The organism is Halopseudomonas xinjiangensis (assembly GCF_900104945.1).
GTDB classification, from domain to species: Bacteria; Pseudomonadota; Gammaproteobacteria; order Pseudomonadales; family Pseudomonadaceae; genus Halopseudomonas; species Halopseudomonas xinjiangensis.
Window position 1 is genome coordinate 82,012 of the sequence record NZ_LT629736.1, and the last position, 16,291, is coordinate 98,302.

The following is a 16,291-nucleotide window of genomic DNA, read 5'->3' on the forward strand; positions in this document are numbered from 1 at the left end:
GCAATCACCTCAGTCATCCTTGAGGATGGCGATGATGTTGCCGCTACGCTCGAGCCTGGCTTCCTTTACTTTGCTCACGTCGTTCACCCCTGCGTTTTCACGTAGCGCGCCCTTTAGATCCTTCTCGCTGATGTAGGCGCGTCTCATTGCATCCCACTGAATTTCGCCATCGATCACCAGTTTGCTGGCTTTGCCCTTGATCAACGAGCCGAACCATGTGGTGTGGAAAGCCAGTGCTGCGAATGCGTAGTGCATGACCACCAGCACAACCGCTGCGGCGAGCTTGGGGAAGAAGTCTTCCGGATTGGTAATTGCGCGGCTCAGGACAGAGCCGATCATGATCGCCATGATCACGTCGAACGCTGAATACTTGCCAATGAAGCGCTGGTCGCCCAGGCGAACCATGGCTACGCCGATGACGTAGACGAGCGCGGCCCGCAACGACATCTGCCAGGCGTTCAGCTGGTCTGCGTCGAGCCCGAGCAGGCTGACGACCTCCGCCCAGATCGATTCCATGGCTACCTCCGTTCTCTCATTCGATGCTCTTTCGACACCTGCATGCGCGGAGCGTGCCGCGGCCAGGCGCCGGGCGGTCATGGCAGGTTATCTGGCGGGTCGTTGCGGTCGCACTTTTTGCACTCTAGCAGGCGTCCAAGCCGGGACAGGCGGCCGGACTCGGTTGTGACCCAGAAGCGTTCCTGCCACGGCGGGTTGTGCCGGACATGCTGAAAATGACCGCACTCCAGCTCGGCGACCCAGTGTTGTTCCTGGTCGAGATGAAATCCGCAGATGGCGCGTTGCATAGGCCTGGAGTCAGCTAGGATCCGGCTGTGCGGCGTTCTTCTTTGTGCCGCGCAGGTTCATCAGAAAGAGTCCGACCTGCAGCGTGATCAGCGCCCAGGCGTGAGCCTGTACGCCCCAGATGATCCACAGTGCATTGCTCAGAATGAAGCAGAGAAAGCCCCAGTTGCGTTTGCGCGCTTGCCGCGAACCAACCAGCCAGGCAGCAATCAACGTCGCAACCATGGCTGGCCACTGCAAAAAGTCGATGAAGGTTTCCATTGTCATGGACGCTCAGACCCGGCTCGGCTCGAAGTGTTCAAGCCAGACCAGGACGACCTTGCCGACACACCATAAAAAAACCCGGCACTTGGCCGGGTTTTTTTATCGCGCGATGCTTAGCAGGCGTACTTGGCCTTGAACTCGCGACGACGGCGGTGCAGAACCGGCTCGGTGTAACCGTTCGGCTGCTTGGTACCTTCGACACACAGTTCGACTGCGGCCTGGAAGGCGACGCTGTCGTCGAAGTTCGGCGCCATCGGTTTGTAGGCCGGGTCGTGCTCATTCTGACGATCCACCACGGCCGCCATGCGCTTCATGGTCTCCATCACCTGCTCTTCGGTGCAGATACCATGACGCAGCCAGTTGGCGATGTGCTGGCTGGAGATGCGCAGCGTGGCACGGTCTTCCATCAGGCCGACATCGTTGATGTCCGGCACCTTGGAACAACCAACGCCATGGTCGATCCAGCGCACTACGTAGCCAAGAATGCCCTGGGCGTTATTGTCCAGCTCCTGCTGCACTTCTTCCTTCGACCAGTTGGCCGTGGCGGCCAGCGGCAGGGTCAGAATGTCATCGACCGAAGCAGCGGTGCGCTTGGCCAGTTCTTCCTGACGCTCGAAGACGTTGACCTTGTGATAATGCAGGGCATGCAGGGTCGCTGCAGTTGGCGAAGGTACCCAGGCGGTGTTGGCGCCAGCCATCGGGTGGCCGATCTTCTGTTCGAGCATGCCGGCCATCAGGTCGGGCATGGCCCACATGCCCTTGCCAATCTGCGCCCGACCTTTCAGGCCGGTGGCCAGGCCGATATCGACGTTGTTGTTCTCGTAGGCGCCGATCCACTTGGCTGCTTTCATCTCACCCTTGCGCACCATGGCGCCGGCTTCCATGGAAGTATGGATTTCATCACCGGTACGGTCGAGGAAGCCGGTGTTGATGAACACCACGCGCTCGCTGGCTTCCTTGATGCAGGCCTTGAGGTTGATGGTGGTGCGACGCTCTTCGTCCATGATGCCGACCTTCAACGTGTTGCGCTTCATGCCCAGCATGTCTTCGACGCGACCGAACAGCTGAGTGGTGAAGGCGACTTCTTCCGGGCCGTGCATCTTCGGCTTGACGATGTAGACCGAGCCAGTGCGGGTGTTCTTGCGAGTGTTGTTGCCGTTGAGGTTGTGCAGCGCGACCAGGCTGGTGACGGCGGCATCCATAATGCCTTCGGGAACTTCATTGCCATCCTTGTCGATGATCGCATCGTTGGTCATCAGGTGACCGACGTTGCGCACGAACAGCAGCGAGCGGCCATGCAGCGTCAGACTGGAGCCGTCGGCCTTGGTGTATTCGCGGTCGGGATTCATGGTGCGGGTGAACGAGTTGCCGCCCTTGGCGACGTTCTCTGCCAGATCGCCCTTCATCAGGCCCAGCCAGTTCTTGTACACCACGACCTTGTCTTCGGCATCAACGGCGGCGACCGAATCTTCGCAGTCCATGATGGTGGTCAGTGCAGATTCCATGAGGACGTCTTTGACGCCGGCCGCGTCGGTCTGGCCGATGTTGCTGGTCGGATCGATCTGAATCTCGAAGTGCAGGCCGTTGTGCTTGAGCAGCACCGCAGTGGGCTGTTCTGCCGCGCCCTGGAAGGCGATGAACTGGGCTGCGTCCTTGAGACCGGTCTGGTTGCCGTCAGCGAGGAAGACGACCAGCTTGCCGTCCTTGATCACGTAGCCAGTGGAACCTACGTGGGAACCTTGGGCCAGCGGGGCTGCCTCATCGAGGAAGGCGCGTGCGTAGGCGATGACCTTGTTGCCGCGGATTTCGTTGTAGCCCGGACCCTTGGTCGCGCCATCTTCTTCGGAAATAGCATCTGTGCCGTACAGGGCGTCGTACAGCGAGCCCCAGCGGGCGTTGGCAGCGTTGAGAGCGAAGCGGGCATTCATGACCGGAACCACCAACTGAGGGCCAGCCATTTGGGCGATTTCTTCGTCGACATTCTCGGTTGTAGCCTGGAAGTCGGCCGGTTCAGGCAGCAGATAGCCGATTTCCTGCAAGAAAGCCTTATAGGCGATCGGGTCGTGAGCCTGGCCTGCGCGCTGGTTGTGCCACGCATCGATCTGCGCCTGGAAGTCGTCACGCTTGGCCAGCAGCGCCTTGTTGATCGGGGCCAGGTCGGTGATCAGTGCTTCAACGCCGGACCAGAACGCACCGGCATCGACGCCGCTACCCGGAATGGCCTGCTGGTTGATGAAGTCGTGAAGAACCTTGGCAACCTGCAAGGAGCCAACTTGGACGCGTTCAGTCATGGAAAACCCTCACTCTGCAGACAACCTGCGCGATCTCGCACAGGACTCGGAATTTGGAGACGCAGCATGTTACACGATGATCGGTTGCAAATCATGCCCGAGCCATGGAATTCTGTCCGGCCGTGCGCTGGGCGCTTTCGCGGTCATCCCCTCGCTTCGACTCTAAGTGAACTCTAATGGATCAGGCTTTCCTGGATTTGCTGGTTGACCGTTTGCCGGATCTTGAGCCCGGCCGCCCTTTCGATGAAGCGGCCATGCGCTACGCCGGTTACTACGGCATCAACTTCAGCAATCATGCGTGCCAGCACTTGGGCCGCATTCGCGTCGACCGGTTCCATCTGGCTGTGCAAGTCTGGCGTCCGGCACGTCCCAAGGGCTCGCTGATCATCCTCCATGGTTACTACGATCACATGGGTTTGTATGGCCATATCATCAGCTGGGCCCTGCAGCATGACCTGGCTGTGCTGGCCTTTGACCTTCCCGGGCATGGCCTGTCCAGTGGCGAGCGGGCCAGCATCGACTGCTTCACTCAATACCAGGCAGCGCTTGACGGGGTGCTCGAACACGCCGCCCAGTGGGAGTTGCCAGCGCCGTGGCATCTGCTTGGCCAGAGCACTGGCGGAGCGATTCTGATTGACCGCCTGCTGCATGGACCGGTTCCGGCCGAGCTGGGCAGGACAATTCTCATGGCCCCGCTGGTGCGTCCCCGCCAGTGGGGTATGTCGCAGATGAGCCTGCGGCTGCTTGGCGGTTTCGTGCAGCAGCTCGGCCGTCGCTTTAGCGACAACTCCAATGATCAGGACTTCCTCGACTTCATCCGCGAGCGCGACCCGCTGCAGCCTCAGGTGTTGCCCGTGGCCTGGGTCCAGGCGCTGGAGAAATGGATTCCGCGAATCGAGTCGGCAAGCCCGGTAGCGCATAGCCCGCTGATCGTGCAGGGCAAGAAGGATGGAACCGTTGACTGGCAGCACAATATTCGCGTGCTCCAGCAGAAGTTCGACGAGCCGGAGGTGTTTTATTTGCCTCAGGCCCGCCACCATCTGGTCAACGAAGGCAAAGCCCTGCGCAGCCAGTACCTCGCCTGGCTGGGCCAGCAGCTGGGCTTGGGCGTTACGGATTGAGCGCGTCGCGAACGGCCAGCTCGGCGGCCTCGTAGTACTCCCGGCCAGTGGTCGACTGGCTCCATTCAATCAGGTTTCTGAGCTGTTCATCGCTTAGGTCGCGGTAAACGTGGGCCAAGGTATCTGGCAGGTTTGGGCGCATTTCCTGACGCAGCCGCTCGCGCTGATTGGCCACCGCCGAGTCAGGAATCTGCATCAGCCCGCCGAAGAAACTGTTGGCGCTCTGCGCGGCGAGACTGGCCAACGACAGCGATACTTCCACGCCCAGATCCAGGGCCGGTAACACGTCACTAAGCTTTTCGACCAGCTGCCGGCGCGAGTCGCTGAGCTCGTGCTGCGGTAGTCCGCGCTGCATGGCGACGATGGATGCAGGCGAGGTGGCGCGGGTTTCCGCACCCACCACCTGGCGGCCCAGATCGCTGCGGTAGAACTTCAGTATTTCGCTCTGGTCAGCTTCATCAAGGTCAACTGCCAGACGCGCCATGGCTCGATCGCGCATGCCCTGCGGTTCGAATCGCTGATTGCTCTGTTGTACCAGCGTCTCGTAGAGGTTCGCCGGAAGCTGCCGCGAGTAGCGCTGCTGGGCAGCCTTCAAGGCGAACTGGAAATGGTCCTGGTGCTGATTCATGCCGGTCGCCTGGTACAGCTCTTCGGTAACATTGGCCTGGGCTGGCAGACAGACAGCCAGGCCCAGCGCAAGGGTGCCGAGCAGGGCGGAAAAAATTGGGCGCATGGATGCCTCTTAGCTAGTGTGAGTGGGCCAGTGTCCTGTTCTTTGGCAGGCTTGTCGAGTTGCCCGGAACCGCTACAATGCGCAAATCGCCGATGGCGATCTTGCCTGTTTCGCGCCGGCCGGCCCGAACGATCAACGTTTTTTTCGAGTATCTGCTTCATGTCCGAGTTCCTGGTGGTGGAAGACCGTTTCGTGCACGTCGCAGATGATCTGGCGTCGCGGGGCTGGTCGGTGCAGCCCGGTGCGTTGCCCATGGAACTGGTTGCCCAGCTGGGACGCTATTGCCGGACGCTGTGGCATAACGACGATCTGACCCCGGCTGCCATCGGCCGCGGCAGCGATCAGGCGGTGGTCCCGGAAATTCGCGGTGACTATACCCGCTGGCTCGATGAATGCCCTGCGAATGACGCCTCGCGCGAGTATCTGCAGATCATGAACCAGCTACGCGAGTCGCTGAACCGCTCGCTGTTTCTCGGTCTGGACAATTTCGAAACGCATTTCGCCCTGTATCCGCCCGGAGCGGGTTACAACAAGCATCTCGACCGTTTTCAGGATAGTCCGTTGCGGGCCGTGTCCGTGGTGGCCTATCTGAACGAGAACTGGCAGCAGGGCGATGGGGGCGAGCTGCGCCTGCATCTGGACCACTCGACTATCGACGTGCCGCCGCGCGCCGGTACCCTGGTGGTATTTCTCAGCGCGCGCATCGTCCATGAGGTGCTCGCCGCTAATAAGGAGCGTGCCAGCCTGGTCGGCTGGTTCCGTCGCCGTCCGGACAATCCGTTGTTTCGCTGATGGAGCAAGGGATGGAAAAGATTCTGGTGAGTCAATGTCTGCTGGGCTTGCCGGTCCGCTATGACGGCGGTACGCATGGTCCGTTCGATCTGCTGCGTCAGTGGCAGTCAGAGGGGCGTGTCGTCTCGGTATGTCCGGAAGTGGCCGGCGGGTTGCCGACGCCGAGGGCGCCGGCAGAAATTCCGACGGGCCAGGGCAGCGACGTACTGGCCGGGCAGATCCGCGTGCTGACCATCGATGGCAGCGACGTGACACCTGCGTTTGTCGCTGGCGCGGAGCAGGCCCTTCGGTTGGTCCGCGAATACGATATCCATTACGCCGTTCTCAAGGCGCGCAGCCCTTCCTGCGGCAATAACGAAACATACGACGGGACCTTCAGCGGACTCAGGGTAGCCGGGGAGGGCGTCACCGCCGCTGCATTGCGACAGGCCGGGGTGCGCGTCTTCAACGAAAACGAGTTGGCAGACCTTGCAAAGCTCCTGACGGAATAACGGACAACAGACCGATACGAAAAAGGGCGCCGAAGCGCCCTCTTTCAACAGCCGTCTGATTAGAACAAAACGCGGCTGCGAATGGTGCCCTTGACCTGCAGCAGCTTCTCCATCGCCAGGTCCGAGTAGTCCGCGTCCACGTCGATCACCACGTAGCCGACCTTCTCGTTGGTCTGCAGGAACTGACCGCAGATGTTGATATCGTTGGCGGCGAACAGCGTGTTGATCTCGCTCATCACGCCCGGCACGTTCTGGTGGATGTGCAGCAGGCGATGCTTGCCGGGGTGCGACGGCAGGGCGACTTCCGGAAAGTTGACCGACGTGATCGAGGTGCCGTTGTCGCTGTAGCGCACCAGCTTTTCGGCCACTTCAAGGCCGATGTTGGCTTGCGCTTCCATGGTCGAACCGCCGATATGCGGGGTCAGGATGCAGTTGTCGAACTCACGCAGCGGGCTGACGAATTCTTCCTTGTTCGAGCGTGGCTCAACCGGGAATACATCGATTGCAGCGCCACTCAGGTGCTTGTCGCGCAGAGCCGCAGCCAGTGCATCGATATCCACCACCGTGCCGCGTGCAGCATTGATCAGGATGCCGCCCTGCTTCATGGTGCGGATTTCCTTCTCGCCCATCATCCACTTGGTCGCAGCGGTTTCCGGTACATGCAGGGTGACGATGTCAGCCTGGGCCAGCAGTTCCGGCAGCGAGCCGACCTGCTGTGCGTTACCCAGCGGCAGCTTGGTCACCACGTCATAGAACAGCACCTGCATGCCCAGCCCTTCGGCGAGGACGGAAAGCTGCGTACCGATCGAGCCGTAGCCGACGATGCCGAGCTTCTTGCCGCGGATCTCGAAGGAACCTTCAGCGCTCTTGATCCAGCCGCCGCGGTGGCAGGACGCGTTCTTTTCCGGAATGCCGCGCAGCAACAGGATGGCTTCGGCCAGCACCAGCTCGGCAACCGAGCGGGTGTTGGAGTAGGGCGCGTTGAACACGGCAATGCCGCGCTCCATGGCCGCGTCCAGATCAACCTGATTGGTGCCGATGCAGAAGCAGCCAACGGCGATCAACTTGGACGCGCTGGCAAAGACGTCTTCGGTCAGCTGGGTACGCGAGCGGATACCGACGAAATGCGCATCGGCGATGGACTCTTTCAACTGCTCTTCAGGCAGCGACCCGGTGTGGTACTCGATATTGGTGTAACCGGCTGCCTTGAGCGTGTCGACGGCAGTCTGGTGTACGCCCTCGAGGAGCAGAAACTTGATCTTGCTTTTGTCCAGCGAGGTTTTGGCCATGTGTCAGTTACCCGAAGCTGATTGAAGAGAGCCGAAGAACATTTGCGACCGCTTGAAGCGACAGAAGTGTCCTGTTCCGGAAGGCGCGTATGCTAGCATAATCTCCCTTTTTTGATGCCTGGCGGGCCATGAAAAACCTTCAGGCTCAGCATGAATTCCGTTTGAGAGCAGCCATGACCCCAGAAGCCGTGATCGATACCCTCAAAACGCTGGTCGACGCCGACAAGGTGCGCACTGATGCCGAGTCGCTGAACACCTGGGGCAAGGACTGGACCAAGCATTTCGAGCCGGCGCCGCTGGCCATCGTGTTCCCGAAAAATACCGAACAGGTCCAGGCGCTGGTGCGTTTCGCCAATGAACAGAAGCTGGCGCTGGTGCCGTCGGGCGGCCGCACCGGATTGTCTGCTGCCGCTGTCGCAGCCAATGGCGAAATCGTCGTCTCCTTCGATTACATGAACCGGATACTCGACTTCACCGAGTTCGATCGCTGTGTCGTCTGCCAGCCGGGCGTGGTTACTGCGCAGCTGCAGCAGTTCGCCGAGGAACAGGGGCTGTATTACCCAGTCGACTTCGCATCCGCCGGTTCCAGCCAGATTGGCGGCAACATCGGCACCAACGCCGGTGGGATCAAGGTGATCCGCTACGGCATGACGCGCAACTGGGTCGCCGGTCTCAAGGTGGTCACCGGCACTGGCGAGCTGCTCGAGCTGAACAAGGATCTGATCAAGAACGCCACCGGCTACGACCTGCGCCAGCTTTTCATCGGCGCCGAAGGTACGCTGGGTTTCGTCGTCGAGGCGACCATGCGCCTGGAGCGGGCGCCGAAGAATCTCACCGCCATGGTGCTGGGGACGCCGGATTTCGACTCGATCATGCCGGTACTGCATGCATTCCAGGGCAAGCTCGATCTGACCGCGTTCGAATTCTTCTCGGACAAGGCGATGAGCAAGATCATGGCGCGCGGCGACGTTCCCGCTCCGTTCGAGACCGATTGCCCGTTCTACGCGCTGCTCGAGTTCGAAGCACTCAATGAAGATATCGCCAACCAGGCACTTGAAATCTTCGAGCATTGCGTCGAACAGGGCTGGGTGCTGGATGGCGTGATGAGTCAGAGCGATCAGCAGCTGCAAAACCTGTGGAAGCTGCGCGAGTTCATCTCCGAGACCATCTCGCACTGGACACCGTACAAGAACGACATCTCGGTTACGGTTTCCAAGGTACCGGCCTTCCTGCGCGACATCGACACCATCGTCGGCGAGTACTACCCCGACTTCGAAATCGTCTGGTTTGGTCACATCGGCGACGGCAACCTGCACCTGAACATCCTCAAGCCGGAAACCATGGCCAAGGAAGAGTTCTTCGCCAAGTGCGCGACGGTGAACAAGTGGGTATTCGAAATCGTGCAGAAGTACAACGGCTCGATCTCCGCCGAGCATGGCGTGGGCATGACCAAGCGTGATTACCTGACCTACAGCCGCAGCGAAGCCGAGATTGCCGTGATGAAATCGATCAAGGCAGTGTTCGACCCGAACAACATCATGAATCCGGGCAAGATTTTTAGTATCTAGCCCCAGCTCCGCTCACGAGTGCCATGGCCGGCCAGCCGTGGTGCCTCTGTACGATAGCGGCCATCCAGTCAGTATTCGGAGAGCGTCCCATGCCCTACCAACATCGTTTCGCCGACGGTTCCCTCGCCAACCTGCCCATGGGCAAGGTGGTCTGTGTCGGCCGCAACTACGCCGAGCATGCGAAGGAATTGAACAACCCGGTGCCAACCGAGCCGCTGCTGTTCATCAAGCCAGCCACTGCGGTCGTCAACATGGCCGAGTCGTTGGTCTTGCCGACGGGCCGAGGTGCGGTCCACTACGAAACCGAAATTGCCATACTCATTGGCGAGACGCTCTCCGGCGCAGTGTCCGACACCGAAGCCGAGGCGGCGATCCTGGGTGTCGGGCTCGCTCTTGATCTCACCCTGCGCGAGTTGCAGGACGAGCTGAAGGCCAAGGCCCATCCATGGGAGCGGGCCAAGGCATTTGATGGTGCCTGCCCGCTTTCGATGTTCGTCAGGCGCCCGCAGGCAGGCGATCTCACCGCTCTGCCACTGCAATTGAAGGTCAACGGCGAGGTGCGTCAGGACGGCACCAGCGCCGATATGCTTACGCCGATCGTCACATTATTGCGTCACATTGCGCCGGTATTCTCCTTGCTGCCGGGCGATGTGGTCATCACTGGCACACCCAAAGGGGTAGGAGAATTGCATGCCGGCGATGAACTGGAAGCTTCGATTCCCGGTCTGCTGACTCAGGCTACCCGCGTCGTGTGACCGGCCGTAGCCCGTCACCCATCAAGTGAGGCCATGCGCCGCACTTCCCGTACCGGAGATTGTTCGTGAAGCGAGCCGCGCTGGTCGTTTTACTGGTTGTTCTGGGTATCGCCGCGGTTATGCGGTACATGAATCTGGATACGCTGTTCTATCGAAGCTGGCAGCTGAACAGTCGCGCCATGCCCGAGGGATCACTCGATCTTGGCCGCTATGCGGTCGACATCGAGGCGCGAGTGGTCGAGGGGTTGGACGACGATCTCTCTGCTCTGACGTATAACCGTGAACGAAACTCGCTGTTCGCGGTGATAAACGGCACGCCGCTTGTGGTGGAGCTCGATCTGGAAGGTCGCCTGTTGCGTCAGATACGGGTTGAGAACACCAAGGACATGGAAGGGATCACTCATGTTTCCGGCAATCGTTACGTTATCGCCGAAGAGCGATCACAGCGGCTGCTGCTGGTGGACATCGCCGATGATGCCGAGTCGATAGACGTCTCGACCGTGCCGAGTTTGCAGTTGGCGCTAGACGCAGGCGATAACAAGGGCTTCGAAGGCGTCTCCTGGGACCCAGCAGGCAAGCGCTTGCTGGTGGTCAAGGAGCGCGACCCGATGCGGTTGCTGTCGGTGGAAGGCTTCGTCGATGCAGCCGAGGGGATGACTCAGATAAGGGTCTCGGAACTGCGCCGGGAGATGTCGAGCCTGTTCATGACCGACCTGTCGTCGTTGAATCAGCATGTGCCGAGCGGACACCTGCTGCTGTTAAGCGACGAGTCGCACATGCTGGTCGAGTACGATGCGGCCAATCAACCGGTGAGCATGATGGGACTCTGGCGCGACATGAGCGGACTCTCGGACACCGTGCCCCAGGCCGAAGGTGTTGCCATCGACAGCCAGGGCAGGATATTCATCGTCAGCGAGCCGAACCTGTTCTATCGATTCTCGTCCCGCTGACGACATAGCCGGTTTCAGTCGCGCTTGAGCGTCTTCACACCTTCGCTGGTACCCAGCAACAGCACGTCGGCCGGGCGAGCAGCGAACAGGCCGTTGCAGACCACGCCGACGATCGCATTGAGTTTTTCTTCGATGCCGCGCGGGTCGGTAATCTGCAGATTGTGCACATCGAGGATGATGTTGCCATTGTCGGTCTGAACGCCTTCGCGGTACACCGGATCACCACCCAGCTTGACGATCTCGCGAGCCACGTGGCTGCGCGCCATGGGAATCACTTCAACCGGTAGCGGGAAGGTGCCGAGGGTGTGCACCAGCTTGCTCTCGTCGGCGATGCAGATGAACGTTCTGGCCACGGCGGCGACGATCTTCTCGCGAGTCAGCGCGGCGCCGCCGCCCTTGATCAGCTCGAGGTACTTGTTCGCCTCATCGGCGCCATCGACGTAATAGTCCAATGTGGCAACGCTATTCAGATCGTAAACCGGGATGCCGTGGCGCTTGAGGCGCTCCGCGGTGGCTTCGGAGCTGGCTACCGCGCCGTCGAAGAAGCCCTTGTGTGCGGCGAGTGCGTCGATGAAGCAGTTGGCCGTCGAGCCGGTGCCGACGCCGATGACGCTTCTGTCTTCGAGATGTGGCAGTACCATGTCGACTGCGGCCTGACCGACCGCCTGCTTGAGTTCGTCCTGGTTCATGCCTGATTCCCCTTGGTGTTGCGATGAAGTTGCGGATTATACGGACCTAGCATAGCTCGCGTGTAGTCGCGCACCCGGTGATTCGCTAGACTGGCGCATTCTCCCGGGACAAGCACAAGGCCATGCTGGAAACCTACGTCAAGAAGATCCTCTGCTCGCGCGTGTATGACGTGGCGGTCGAAACCCCGATACACGCCGCTCCGTTTCTCTCGGAGCGGTTGGGCAATACCGTTCTGCTCAAGCGCGAGGATCTCCAGCCGGTCTTCTCTTTCAAGATCCGCGGTGCGTACAACAAACTGGCGCTGCTCACCGATGAGCAGCGGGCCAAAGGCGTGATCGCCGCGTCGGCCGGCAACCATGCTCAGGGCCTGGCGTACGCCGCCCGGCATATGGGCGTGAAGGCAACCATCGTGATGCCGCGCACGACGCCCGAGATCAAGGTCAAGGCGGTTCGCGCTCGGGGCGCCAAAGTGGTGCTGCACGGCGATGCGTTCGACGAGGCGCTTACCTACTCGCAGAAGCTGATCAAGGAAAAGGGCTTCACTTACATCCATCCCTATGACGACCCCGACACCATCGCCGGACAGGGCACGGTCGCGATGGAGATCCTACGCCAGCACCAGGGCCAGCTCGATGCGATCTTCGTCCCGGTTGGCGGCGGCGGCCTTGTGGCCGGCATCGCTGCCTACGTCAAATACCTGCGGCCGGACATCAAGGTAATCGGCGTAGAGCCTGCCGAGTCCGCCTGTCTCAAGGCGGCACTGGATGCCGGTGAGCGCGTGGTGCTAAGCCAGGTTGGCCTGTTTGCCGACGGTGTCGCCGTGGCGCAGATCGGCGAACACACGTTCGAGGTATGCCGGCGCTACGTCGACGAGGTGGTCACCGTTTCCACCGACGAGATGTGCGCGGCGATCAAGGACATTTACGACGATACCCGGTCGATCTGCGAGCCGGCAGGCTGCCTCGGTGTGGCCGGCATCAAGAAATACGTCGAGCGCGAGGGCTGTGAGGGAAAGGTGTTCATCGCAATCGACTCCGGTGCCAACGTCAATTTCGACCGGCTGCGCCATGTGGCCGAGCGGGCCGAGATCGGCGAGCGCCGGGAGGCTCTGCTGGCTGTGACGATCCCCGAAAAGCCCGGCAGCTTCAAGGCGTTCTGTCAGGCCATCGGCAAGCGCGCGATCACCGAGTTCAACTACCGCTATCATGACGCCAGTCAGGCGCATATTTTCGTCGGCGTGCAGACCCATCCCGAGCTGGACCCACGCGATGCGCTGGTTGAGAAGCTCAAGGAGCAGGGGTTTCCGGTGATGGACCTCACCGACAATGAACTGGCCAAGCTGCACATCCGGCACATGGTAGGAGGTCACTCGGCGCAGGTCACCGACGAGGTGGTATACCGGTTCGAGTTTCCAGAGCGGCCCGGTGCGCTATTCAACTTCCTCAACAAGCTGGGCGGTCGCTGGAATATCTCCATGTTCCATTATCGCAACCACGGCGCGGCCTACGGCCGAGTCGTGGTTGGCTTGCAGGTGCTCGATGCAGAGCGCGCCCAGGTGGCCGAAGCGCTGGACGACATCGGCTACCAGTACTGGGACGAAAGCGACAATCCAGCCTACCGGCTGTATTTGGGTAGCGCCTGACCTCGGGCGAGGCGAAACGTCACGCAACAGGCAAGTTGGCAGCGTGCCTGGCCCGTCTTTTGAATAGTTATTTTTGCCGCGCTGCGAGCACTATCACTTCCCACTCGCCGGTGCTCACCGGCATGACCGAAAGCCGGCTGCCGCGGCGCAACAGCGGCAACTCCTCCAGTCCAGGCAGATTGCGCAGCGCCGAGAGACTCAGTAGTTGTGGGAACGTCTCCTCATGCGCCACATCCACCGCTTTCCATGGCAGCTTTGTTTCAGTGAATCGCGGGTCGTGATAAGGCGAGGCCCGGTCGAGAGCGGTTCGGTCGGGATAGGCAGCACCGACTACGCGTCCGATACCTGCCACGCCGGGCGGCGTGCAGCTGGAATGATAAAAGAGAAACAGATCACCCGGCTCCATCCGCTGCAGCATATTGCGTGCCTGGTAGTTACGCACGCCATCCCAGGGCGCAGTGCCTAGGCGGGCCAGATCGTCGATCGAGAACACGTCCGGCTCGGATTTCATCAACCAGTACTGCATCACATTTTTCCGGCTTGTTTGACAGACATAAAACGGTAGTCTAAACGAAGTGTTTCGACCAATCGCGGGCACTGCCACCCGCTACAACAAGATTGCCTGAGCTAGGAGGCAACACGCATGCGACGCAAGCCAGACTTGATATGGGTACTCGTTTTCATCTTCGGCATCGGTGTTGTGACCACCGGTTATACGCAAAGCTATTTCGAGCGGGACCCGTCTGACGCAGTCGAGCTGAGACAGCGCTGAAACCAGATCTTTTCCTGGTCGGTGACGATGCCATCGAGGGGGATGTCCCAGCTTGCGGTGGGTAGCCTTTCCACTTTTTGACAGTGGTGAGCAAGTCCCAGCAGGACCGGCCGTGTCCACTGTTTGCGTCGCCGGCGGTAAGCCAGGGTGCGATCATAGAATCCGCCGCCCATACCCAGGCGATTGCCTGTCGAATCGAATCCTACCAGCGGCAGCAAAACCAGATCGAGACGCCACACAGGCGCCTGCCGTTGCCTGTTGGCGACCGGCTCGACGATGCCGAAACGATTTTTCGTCCAGCGCTGATCTCGACTAATTCGCTGAAAGTGCATGCGGTCAGCCGGCCAGCCAGTGACGATCGGCAGATAGCAATGTTTGCCAAGACGCCGGGCAGCGGCCAGCAACGGTGCCGGATCGATTTCGCCATCATTGGCGAGGTAGAACGCAATGTGCCGGCTGCGTATGAATAGCTGATGGTGAATCAACTGACGCAACAATTCCTGACTGGCCTTGCGTTGCTGGGCCGGGGTCAGAGCGCGTCTTGCGGAGCGGAGGCGACGACGCAGTATCCTTCGGTCGTCGTTCATATAGAGAGTCCCCGAAATGCCGCTGTCGGGTTAGCCCTTGAACCCGAAAGTTCAAGGTGGGGGACACGGCGCTGCCTAAGGCTTTCCGTCATGCGGACATGCACACGGGCAGCTACGCGTGGCCTCCTAATACAGGAGTATCGGCTCAGGGACATCACCGACTGGCGAACATCCCAGGGACGGAATTCACTATACAGAAAAATCACCGGGCTTTCATGCCGTTGATCAGTTTTGGTGGCGGGCGAGGGCTTGGTCCAGACGCGACACGAGGTCACTGATCTGCTTCTGCTGATCGGTGATGGCGGCATCCTGGCGATGGGTGCCGGTGAGCATTTCATGAGTGATATTCAACGCTGCCATGACTGCGATTCTATCGACGCCGATGACTTTGCCGCTATTGCGGATTTCGCGCATCTTGTCGTCAAGATGGCGAGCGGCCTGCTCGAGGTTGTTGCGTTCCTCGGGCGGACAGCTGATGCGATATTCCTTGTCGAGAATATGCAGAATGACGGTCAGGGGTTGGCTCATGCATCGTGCTCCAGGGATTTGAGGCGCAAAATCATGGCTTCGACCTTCTGACGTGCCAGATCGTTCTTTTCGATCAGTTGCATGCGTTCTTCGCGCCAGTGGCGCTCCTGCGAAACGAGCTGCTGGTTCTGATGCTGCAGCTGCTCGCACAGACTGATCAGCTGGGAGATCTTTTCGCTGAGGATGTTGATGTCGGGTTCGTCCATTGGAGCCATTATTGTCTTCCCGGTGTTGGCAAACTATAGAGGTGCGCCGCAGGCCGGTCAAACCGCTGCCGGGCTCCTGGTCCGGTCCCTGGGGCTGGATCGTCACGACGCGCCCGACTGGACCCTTCACCCTCTTGCGCAGTAGATTACCCCCTACACGGTGCGGTCGATAGCGGTATTCGATCGGCCGGAACACCTTTTTTTGAACAGTCTGTGAGGCCCAGCACATGGCGTTGATGCCAGCCGCATTCGATTATGACCGTTACGCCCAGCTGTTCAGCGATGTTGGCGCTGCCAGCGCACCGCCGGAAGTTCACGGGCATCTTGTCGGGCGCCTCGCCGGAGGCAGTCGCCTGGATCACACCACTTGGCTGAACCTCGCCACCGAGCTGCTGGACGGCAGCGGCGCGCTGCCCGAGGCGGGCAAGGTCATGCTGATCCAGCTGTATGACGCCAGTCTCGCCCAGCTGAGCGGAACGGGCTTTGATATTACCCTTCTGCTCCCTGACGATAGTGCGACGATCGACCATCGCACTCATGCGTTGGGTCAGTGGTGCGAAGGGTTTCTCGGCGGCTTCGGTCTGGTCGAGCGCAAGGCCGAGCTCAGCGAGGAAGCTGACGGCGTTCTGCACGATTTCGCTGCCATCGCTCAGGTGCAGACCGATCTGGATGAGTCGGAAGCCAATGAAGTCGATTTCATGGAAGTGATGGAATATGTGCGCATGGCGACGCTGATGGTCTTCACCGAATGCCAGCCCACCGATGCCGATCAGGATCAACCCCCAGCGTCACTGCATTGATGAGGTCAGTC

General features: G+C 60.2%; 19 protein-coding genes and 1 other RNA gene. 8 read left to right on the plus strand and 12 right to left on the minus strand.

The genetic code is table 11. The features are described 5' to 3' along the window. Positions 1-9: 9 nt before the first annotated feature. The 4 genes from BLT85_RS00360 to BLT85_RS00375 all read right to left on the minus strand — a co-directional run bounded on the left by BLT85_RS00360 (position 10) and on the right by BLT85_RS00375 (position 3,356). Entirely contained in the window at positions 10-516 is a 507-nt protein-coding gene (locus BLT85_RS00360) for a DUF421 domain-containing protein (RefSeq protein WP_157718089.1), read from the minus strand. 77 nt (positions 517-593) lie between these two features. Beyond that, on the minus strand, positions 594-803 hold the full coding sequence (locus BLT85_RS00365; protein WP_093391086.1) for a DUF3565 domain-containing protein: 210 nt from the start codon (positions 801-803) through the stop codon (positions 594-596). A gap of 10 nt (positions 804-813) precedes the next feature. Continuing rightward, entirely contained in the window at positions 814-1,062 is a 249-nt protein-coding gene (locus BLT85_RS00370) for a hypothetical protein (RefSeq protein WP_093391089.1), read from the minus strand. Between the two features lie 116 nt (positions 1,063-1,178). Then, positions 1,179-3,356, minus strand: coding sequence for a malate synthase G (locus BLT85_RS00375; protein WP_093391091.1), 2,178 nt, complete (start codon positions 3,354-3,356; stop codon positions 1,179-1,181). A 176-nt stretch (positions 3,357-3,532) separates the two neighbouring features. Between BLT85_RS00375 and BLT85_RS00380 the strand changes: the two genes are divergently transcribed. Further along, a complete protein-coding gene (locus tag BLT85_RS00380) occupies positions 3,533-4,477 on the plus strand; it encodes a phospholipase BipL (RefSeq protein WP_093391093.1) in 945 nt (314 codons plus the stop codon). Here the strand turns inward: BLT85_RS00380 and BLT85_RS00385 are convergent. Then, positions 4,467-5,210 carry a DUF2059 domain-containing protein gene (locus BLT85_RS00385; protein ID WP_093391096.1) on the minus strand — a complete coding sequence of 248 codons (744 nt, stop codon included), beginning with the start codon at positions 5,208-5,210 and terminating at the stop codon, positions 4,467-4,469. The genes BLT85_RS00380 and BLT85_RS00385 overlap by 11 nt on opposite strands. Before the next feature lie 159 nt (positions 5,211-5,369). On the opposite strand from BLT85_RS00385, the gene BLT85_RS00390 reads away from it, so the two are divergent. Both BLT85_RS00390 and BLT85_RS00395 read left to right on the plus strand, forming a co-directional pair. Beyond that, positions 5,370-6,002, plus strand: coding sequence for a 2OG-Fe(II) oxygenase (locus BLT85_RS00390; RefSeq protein WP_093391098.1), 633 nt, complete (start codon positions 5,370-5,372; stop codon positions 6,000-6,002). Between the two features lie 11 nt (positions 6,003-6,013). Further along, positions 6,014-6,493, plus strand: a complete 480-nt coding sequence (locus BLT85_RS00395) for a DUF523 domain-containing protein (protein WP_093391100.1) — start codon at positions 6,014-6,016, stop codon at positions 6,491-6,493. Between the two features lie 59 nt (positions 6,494-6,552). On the opposite strand, the gene serA is transcribed toward BLT85_RS00395, so the two are convergent. Further along, complete coding sequence (gene serA / locus BLT85_RS00400; protein WP_093391103.1) at positions 6,553-7,782, minus strand: phosphoglycerate dehydrogenase; 1,230 nt, start codon at positions 7,780-7,782, stop codon at positions 6,553-6,555. Between the two features lie 173 nt (positions 7,783-7,955). Between serA and BLT85_RS00405 the strand changes: the two genes are divergently transcribed. The 3 genes from BLT85_RS00405 (at position 7,956) to BLT85_RS00415 (ending at position 11,055) form a co-directional block, all read left to right on the plus strand. Beyond that, the gene (locus tag BLT85_RS00405; RefSeq protein ID WP_093397198.1) at positions 7,956-9,350 is read left to right on the plus strand and encodes an FAD-binding oxidoreductase; all 1,395 of its coding nucleotides are present in this window, start codon (positions 7,956-7,958) and stop codon (positions 9,348-9,350) included. Between the two features lie 89 nt (positions 9,351-9,439). Next, positions 9,440-10,105: a fumarylacetoacetate hydrolase family protein gene (locus BLT85_RS00410; RefSeq protein WP_093391106.1), complete on the plus strand. Its 666-nt coding sequence runs from the start codon at positions 9,440-9,442 to the stop codon at positions 10,103-10,105. Positions 10,106-10,170: 65 nt separating this feature from the next. Then, positions 10,171-11,055, plus strand: coding sequence for an SdiA-regulated domain-containing protein (locus tag BLT85_RS00415; RefSeq protein WP_093391109.1), 885 nt, complete (start codon positions 10,171-10,173; stop codon positions 11,053-11,055). Positions 11,056-11,069: 14 nt separating this feature from the next. Here BLT85_RS00415 and rpiA read toward each other — a convergent pair whose 3' ends face one another. Beyond that, on the minus strand, positions 11,070-11,744 hold the full coding sequence (gene rpiA, locus BLT85_RS00420; protein ID WP_093391112.1) for a ribose-5-phosphate isomerase RpiA: 675 nt from the start codon (positions 11,742-11,744) through the stop codon (positions 11,070-11,072). Between the two features lie 122 nt (positions 11,745-11,866). Here rpiA and ilvA point away from each other — a divergent pair, with 122 nt between their 5' ends. Continuing rightward, entirely contained in the window at positions 11,867-13,387 is a 1,521-nt protein-coding gene (ilvA, locus tag BLT85_RS00425) for a threonine ammonia-lyase, biosynthetic (RefSeq protein ID WP_093391114.1), read from the plus strand. A 67-nt stretch (positions 13,388-13,454) separates the two neighbouring features. On the opposite strand, the gene BLT85_RS00430 is transcribed toward ilvA, so the two are convergent. The 5 genes from BLT85_RS00430 to BLT85_RS00450 form a co-directional block, all read right to left on the minus strand. Then, positions 13,455-13,913, minus strand: a complete 459-nt coding sequence (locus tag BLT85_RS00430) for an EVE domain-containing protein (protein ID WP_093391117.1) — start codon at positions 13,911-13,913, stop codon at positions 13,455-13,457. A 197-nt stretch (positions 13,914-14,110) separates the two neighbouring features. Next, positions 14,111-14,746 (minus strand): 5-formyltetrahydrofolate cyclo-ligase, encoded by a 636-nt coding sequence (locus BLT85_RS00435; protein ID WP_093391119.1) that lies wholly within the window; start codon positions 14,744-14,746, stop codon positions 14,111-14,113. Positions 14,747-14,750: 4 nt separating this feature from the next. Continuing rightward, positions 14,751-14,929, minus strand: a non-coding RNA gene (ssrS, locus tag BLT85_RS00440) — 6S RNA. 42 nt (positions 14,930-14,971) lie between these two features. After that, positions 14,972-15,274, minus strand: a complete 303-nt coding sequence (locus tag BLT85_RS00445; protein WP_093391122.1) for a cell division protein ZapA — start codon at positions 15,272-15,274, stop codon at positions 14,972-14,974. Next, positions 15,271-15,480, minus strand: coding sequence for a TIGR02449 family protein (locus BLT85_RS00450; protein ID WP_093397201.1), 210 nt, complete (start codon positions 15,478-15,480; stop codon positions 15,271-15,273). Before BLT85_RS00450 ends, BLT85_RS00445 begins: the two co-directional genes overlap by 4 nt. A 227-nt stretch (positions 15,481-15,707) precedes the next feature. Here BLT85_RS00450 and BLT85_RS00455 point away from each other — a divergent pair, with 227 nt between their 5' ends. Next, positions 15,708-16,280: a UPF0149 family protein gene (locus BLT85_RS00455; protein WP_231701503.1), complete on the plus strand. Its 573-nt coding sequence runs from the start codon at positions 15,708-15,710 to the stop codon at positions 16,278-16,280. Positions 16,281-16,291: the final 11 nt, after the last annotated feature.

Excerpts from the sequence above, each read along its gene's own strand:
- BLT85_RS00360 (WP_157718089.1), bottom strand. The coding sequence starts at position 516 with ATGGAATCGATCTGGGCGGAGGTCGTCAGCCTGCTCGGGCTCGACGCA.
- BLT85_RS00365 (WP_093391086.1), bottom strand. The coding sequence starts at position 803 with ATGCAACGCGCCATCTGCGGATTTCATCTCGACCAGGAACAACACTGG.
- BLT85_RS00370 (WP_093391089.1), bottom strand. The coding sequence starts at position 1,062 with ATGGAAACCTTCATCGACTTTTTGCAGTGGCCAGCCATGGTTGCGACG.
- BLT85_RS00375 (WP_093391091.1), bottom strand. The coding sequence starts at position 3,356 with ATGACTGAACGCGTCCAAGTTGGCTCCTTGCAGGTTGCCAAGGTTCTT.
- BLT85_RS00380 (WP_093391093.1), top strand. The coding sequence starts at position 3,533 with ATGGATCAGGCTTTCCTGGATTTGCTGGTTGACCGTTTGCCGGATCTT.
- BLT85_RS00385 (WP_093391096.1), bottom strand. The coding sequence starts at position 5,210 with ATGCGCCCAATTTTTTCCGCCCTGCTCGGCACCCTTGCGCTGGGCCTG.
- BLT85_RS00390 (WP_093391098.1), top strand. The coding sequence starts at position 5,370 with ATGTCCGAGTTCCTGGTGGTGGAAGACCGTTTCGTGCACGTCGCAGAT.
- BLT85_RS00395 (WP_093391100.1), top strand. The coding sequence starts at position 6,014 with ATGGAAAAGATTCTGGTGAGTCAATGTCTGCTGGGCTTGCCGGTCCGC.
- serA (WP_093391103.1), bottom strand. The coding sequence starts at position 7,782 with ATGGCCAAAACCTCGCTGGACAAAAGCAAGATCAAGTTTCTGCTCCTC.
- BLT85_RS00405 (WP_093397198.1), top strand. The coding sequence starts at position 7,956 with ATGACCCCAGAAGCCGTGATCGATACCCTCAAAACGCTGGTCGACGCC.
- BLT85_RS00410 (WP_093391106.1), top strand. The coding sequence starts at position 9,440 with ATGCCCTACCAACATCGTTTCGCCGACGGTTCCCTCGCCAACCTGCCC.
- rpiA (WP_093391112.1), bottom strand. The coding sequence starts at position 11,744 with ATGAACCAGGACGAACTCAAGCAGGCGGTCGGTCAGGCCGCAGTCGAC.
- ilvA (WP_093391114.1), top strand. The coding sequence starts at position 11,867 with ATGCTGGAAACCTACGTCAAGAAGATCCTCTGCTCGCGCGTGTATGAC.
- BLT85_RS00430 (WP_093391117.1), bottom strand. The coding sequence starts at position 13,913 with ATGCAGTACTGGTTGATGAAATCCGAGCCGGACGTGTTCTCGATCGAC.
- BLT85_RS00435 (WP_093391119.1), bottom strand. The coding sequence starts at position 14,746 with ATGAACGACGACCGAAGGATACTGCGTCGTCGCCTCCGCTCCGCAAGA.
- BLT85_RS00445 (WP_093391122.1), bottom strand. The coding sequence starts at position 15,274 with ATGAGCCAACCCCTGACCGTCATTCTGCATATTCTCGACAAGGAATAT.
- BLT85_RS00450 (WP_093397201.1), bottom strand. The coding sequence starts at position 15,480 with ATGGACGAACCCGACATCAACATCCTCAGCGAAAAGATCTCCCAGCTG.
- BLT85_RS00455 (WP_231701503.1), top strand. The coding sequence starts at position 15,708 with ATGGCGTTGATGCCAGCCGCATTCGATTATGACCGTTACGCCCAGCTG.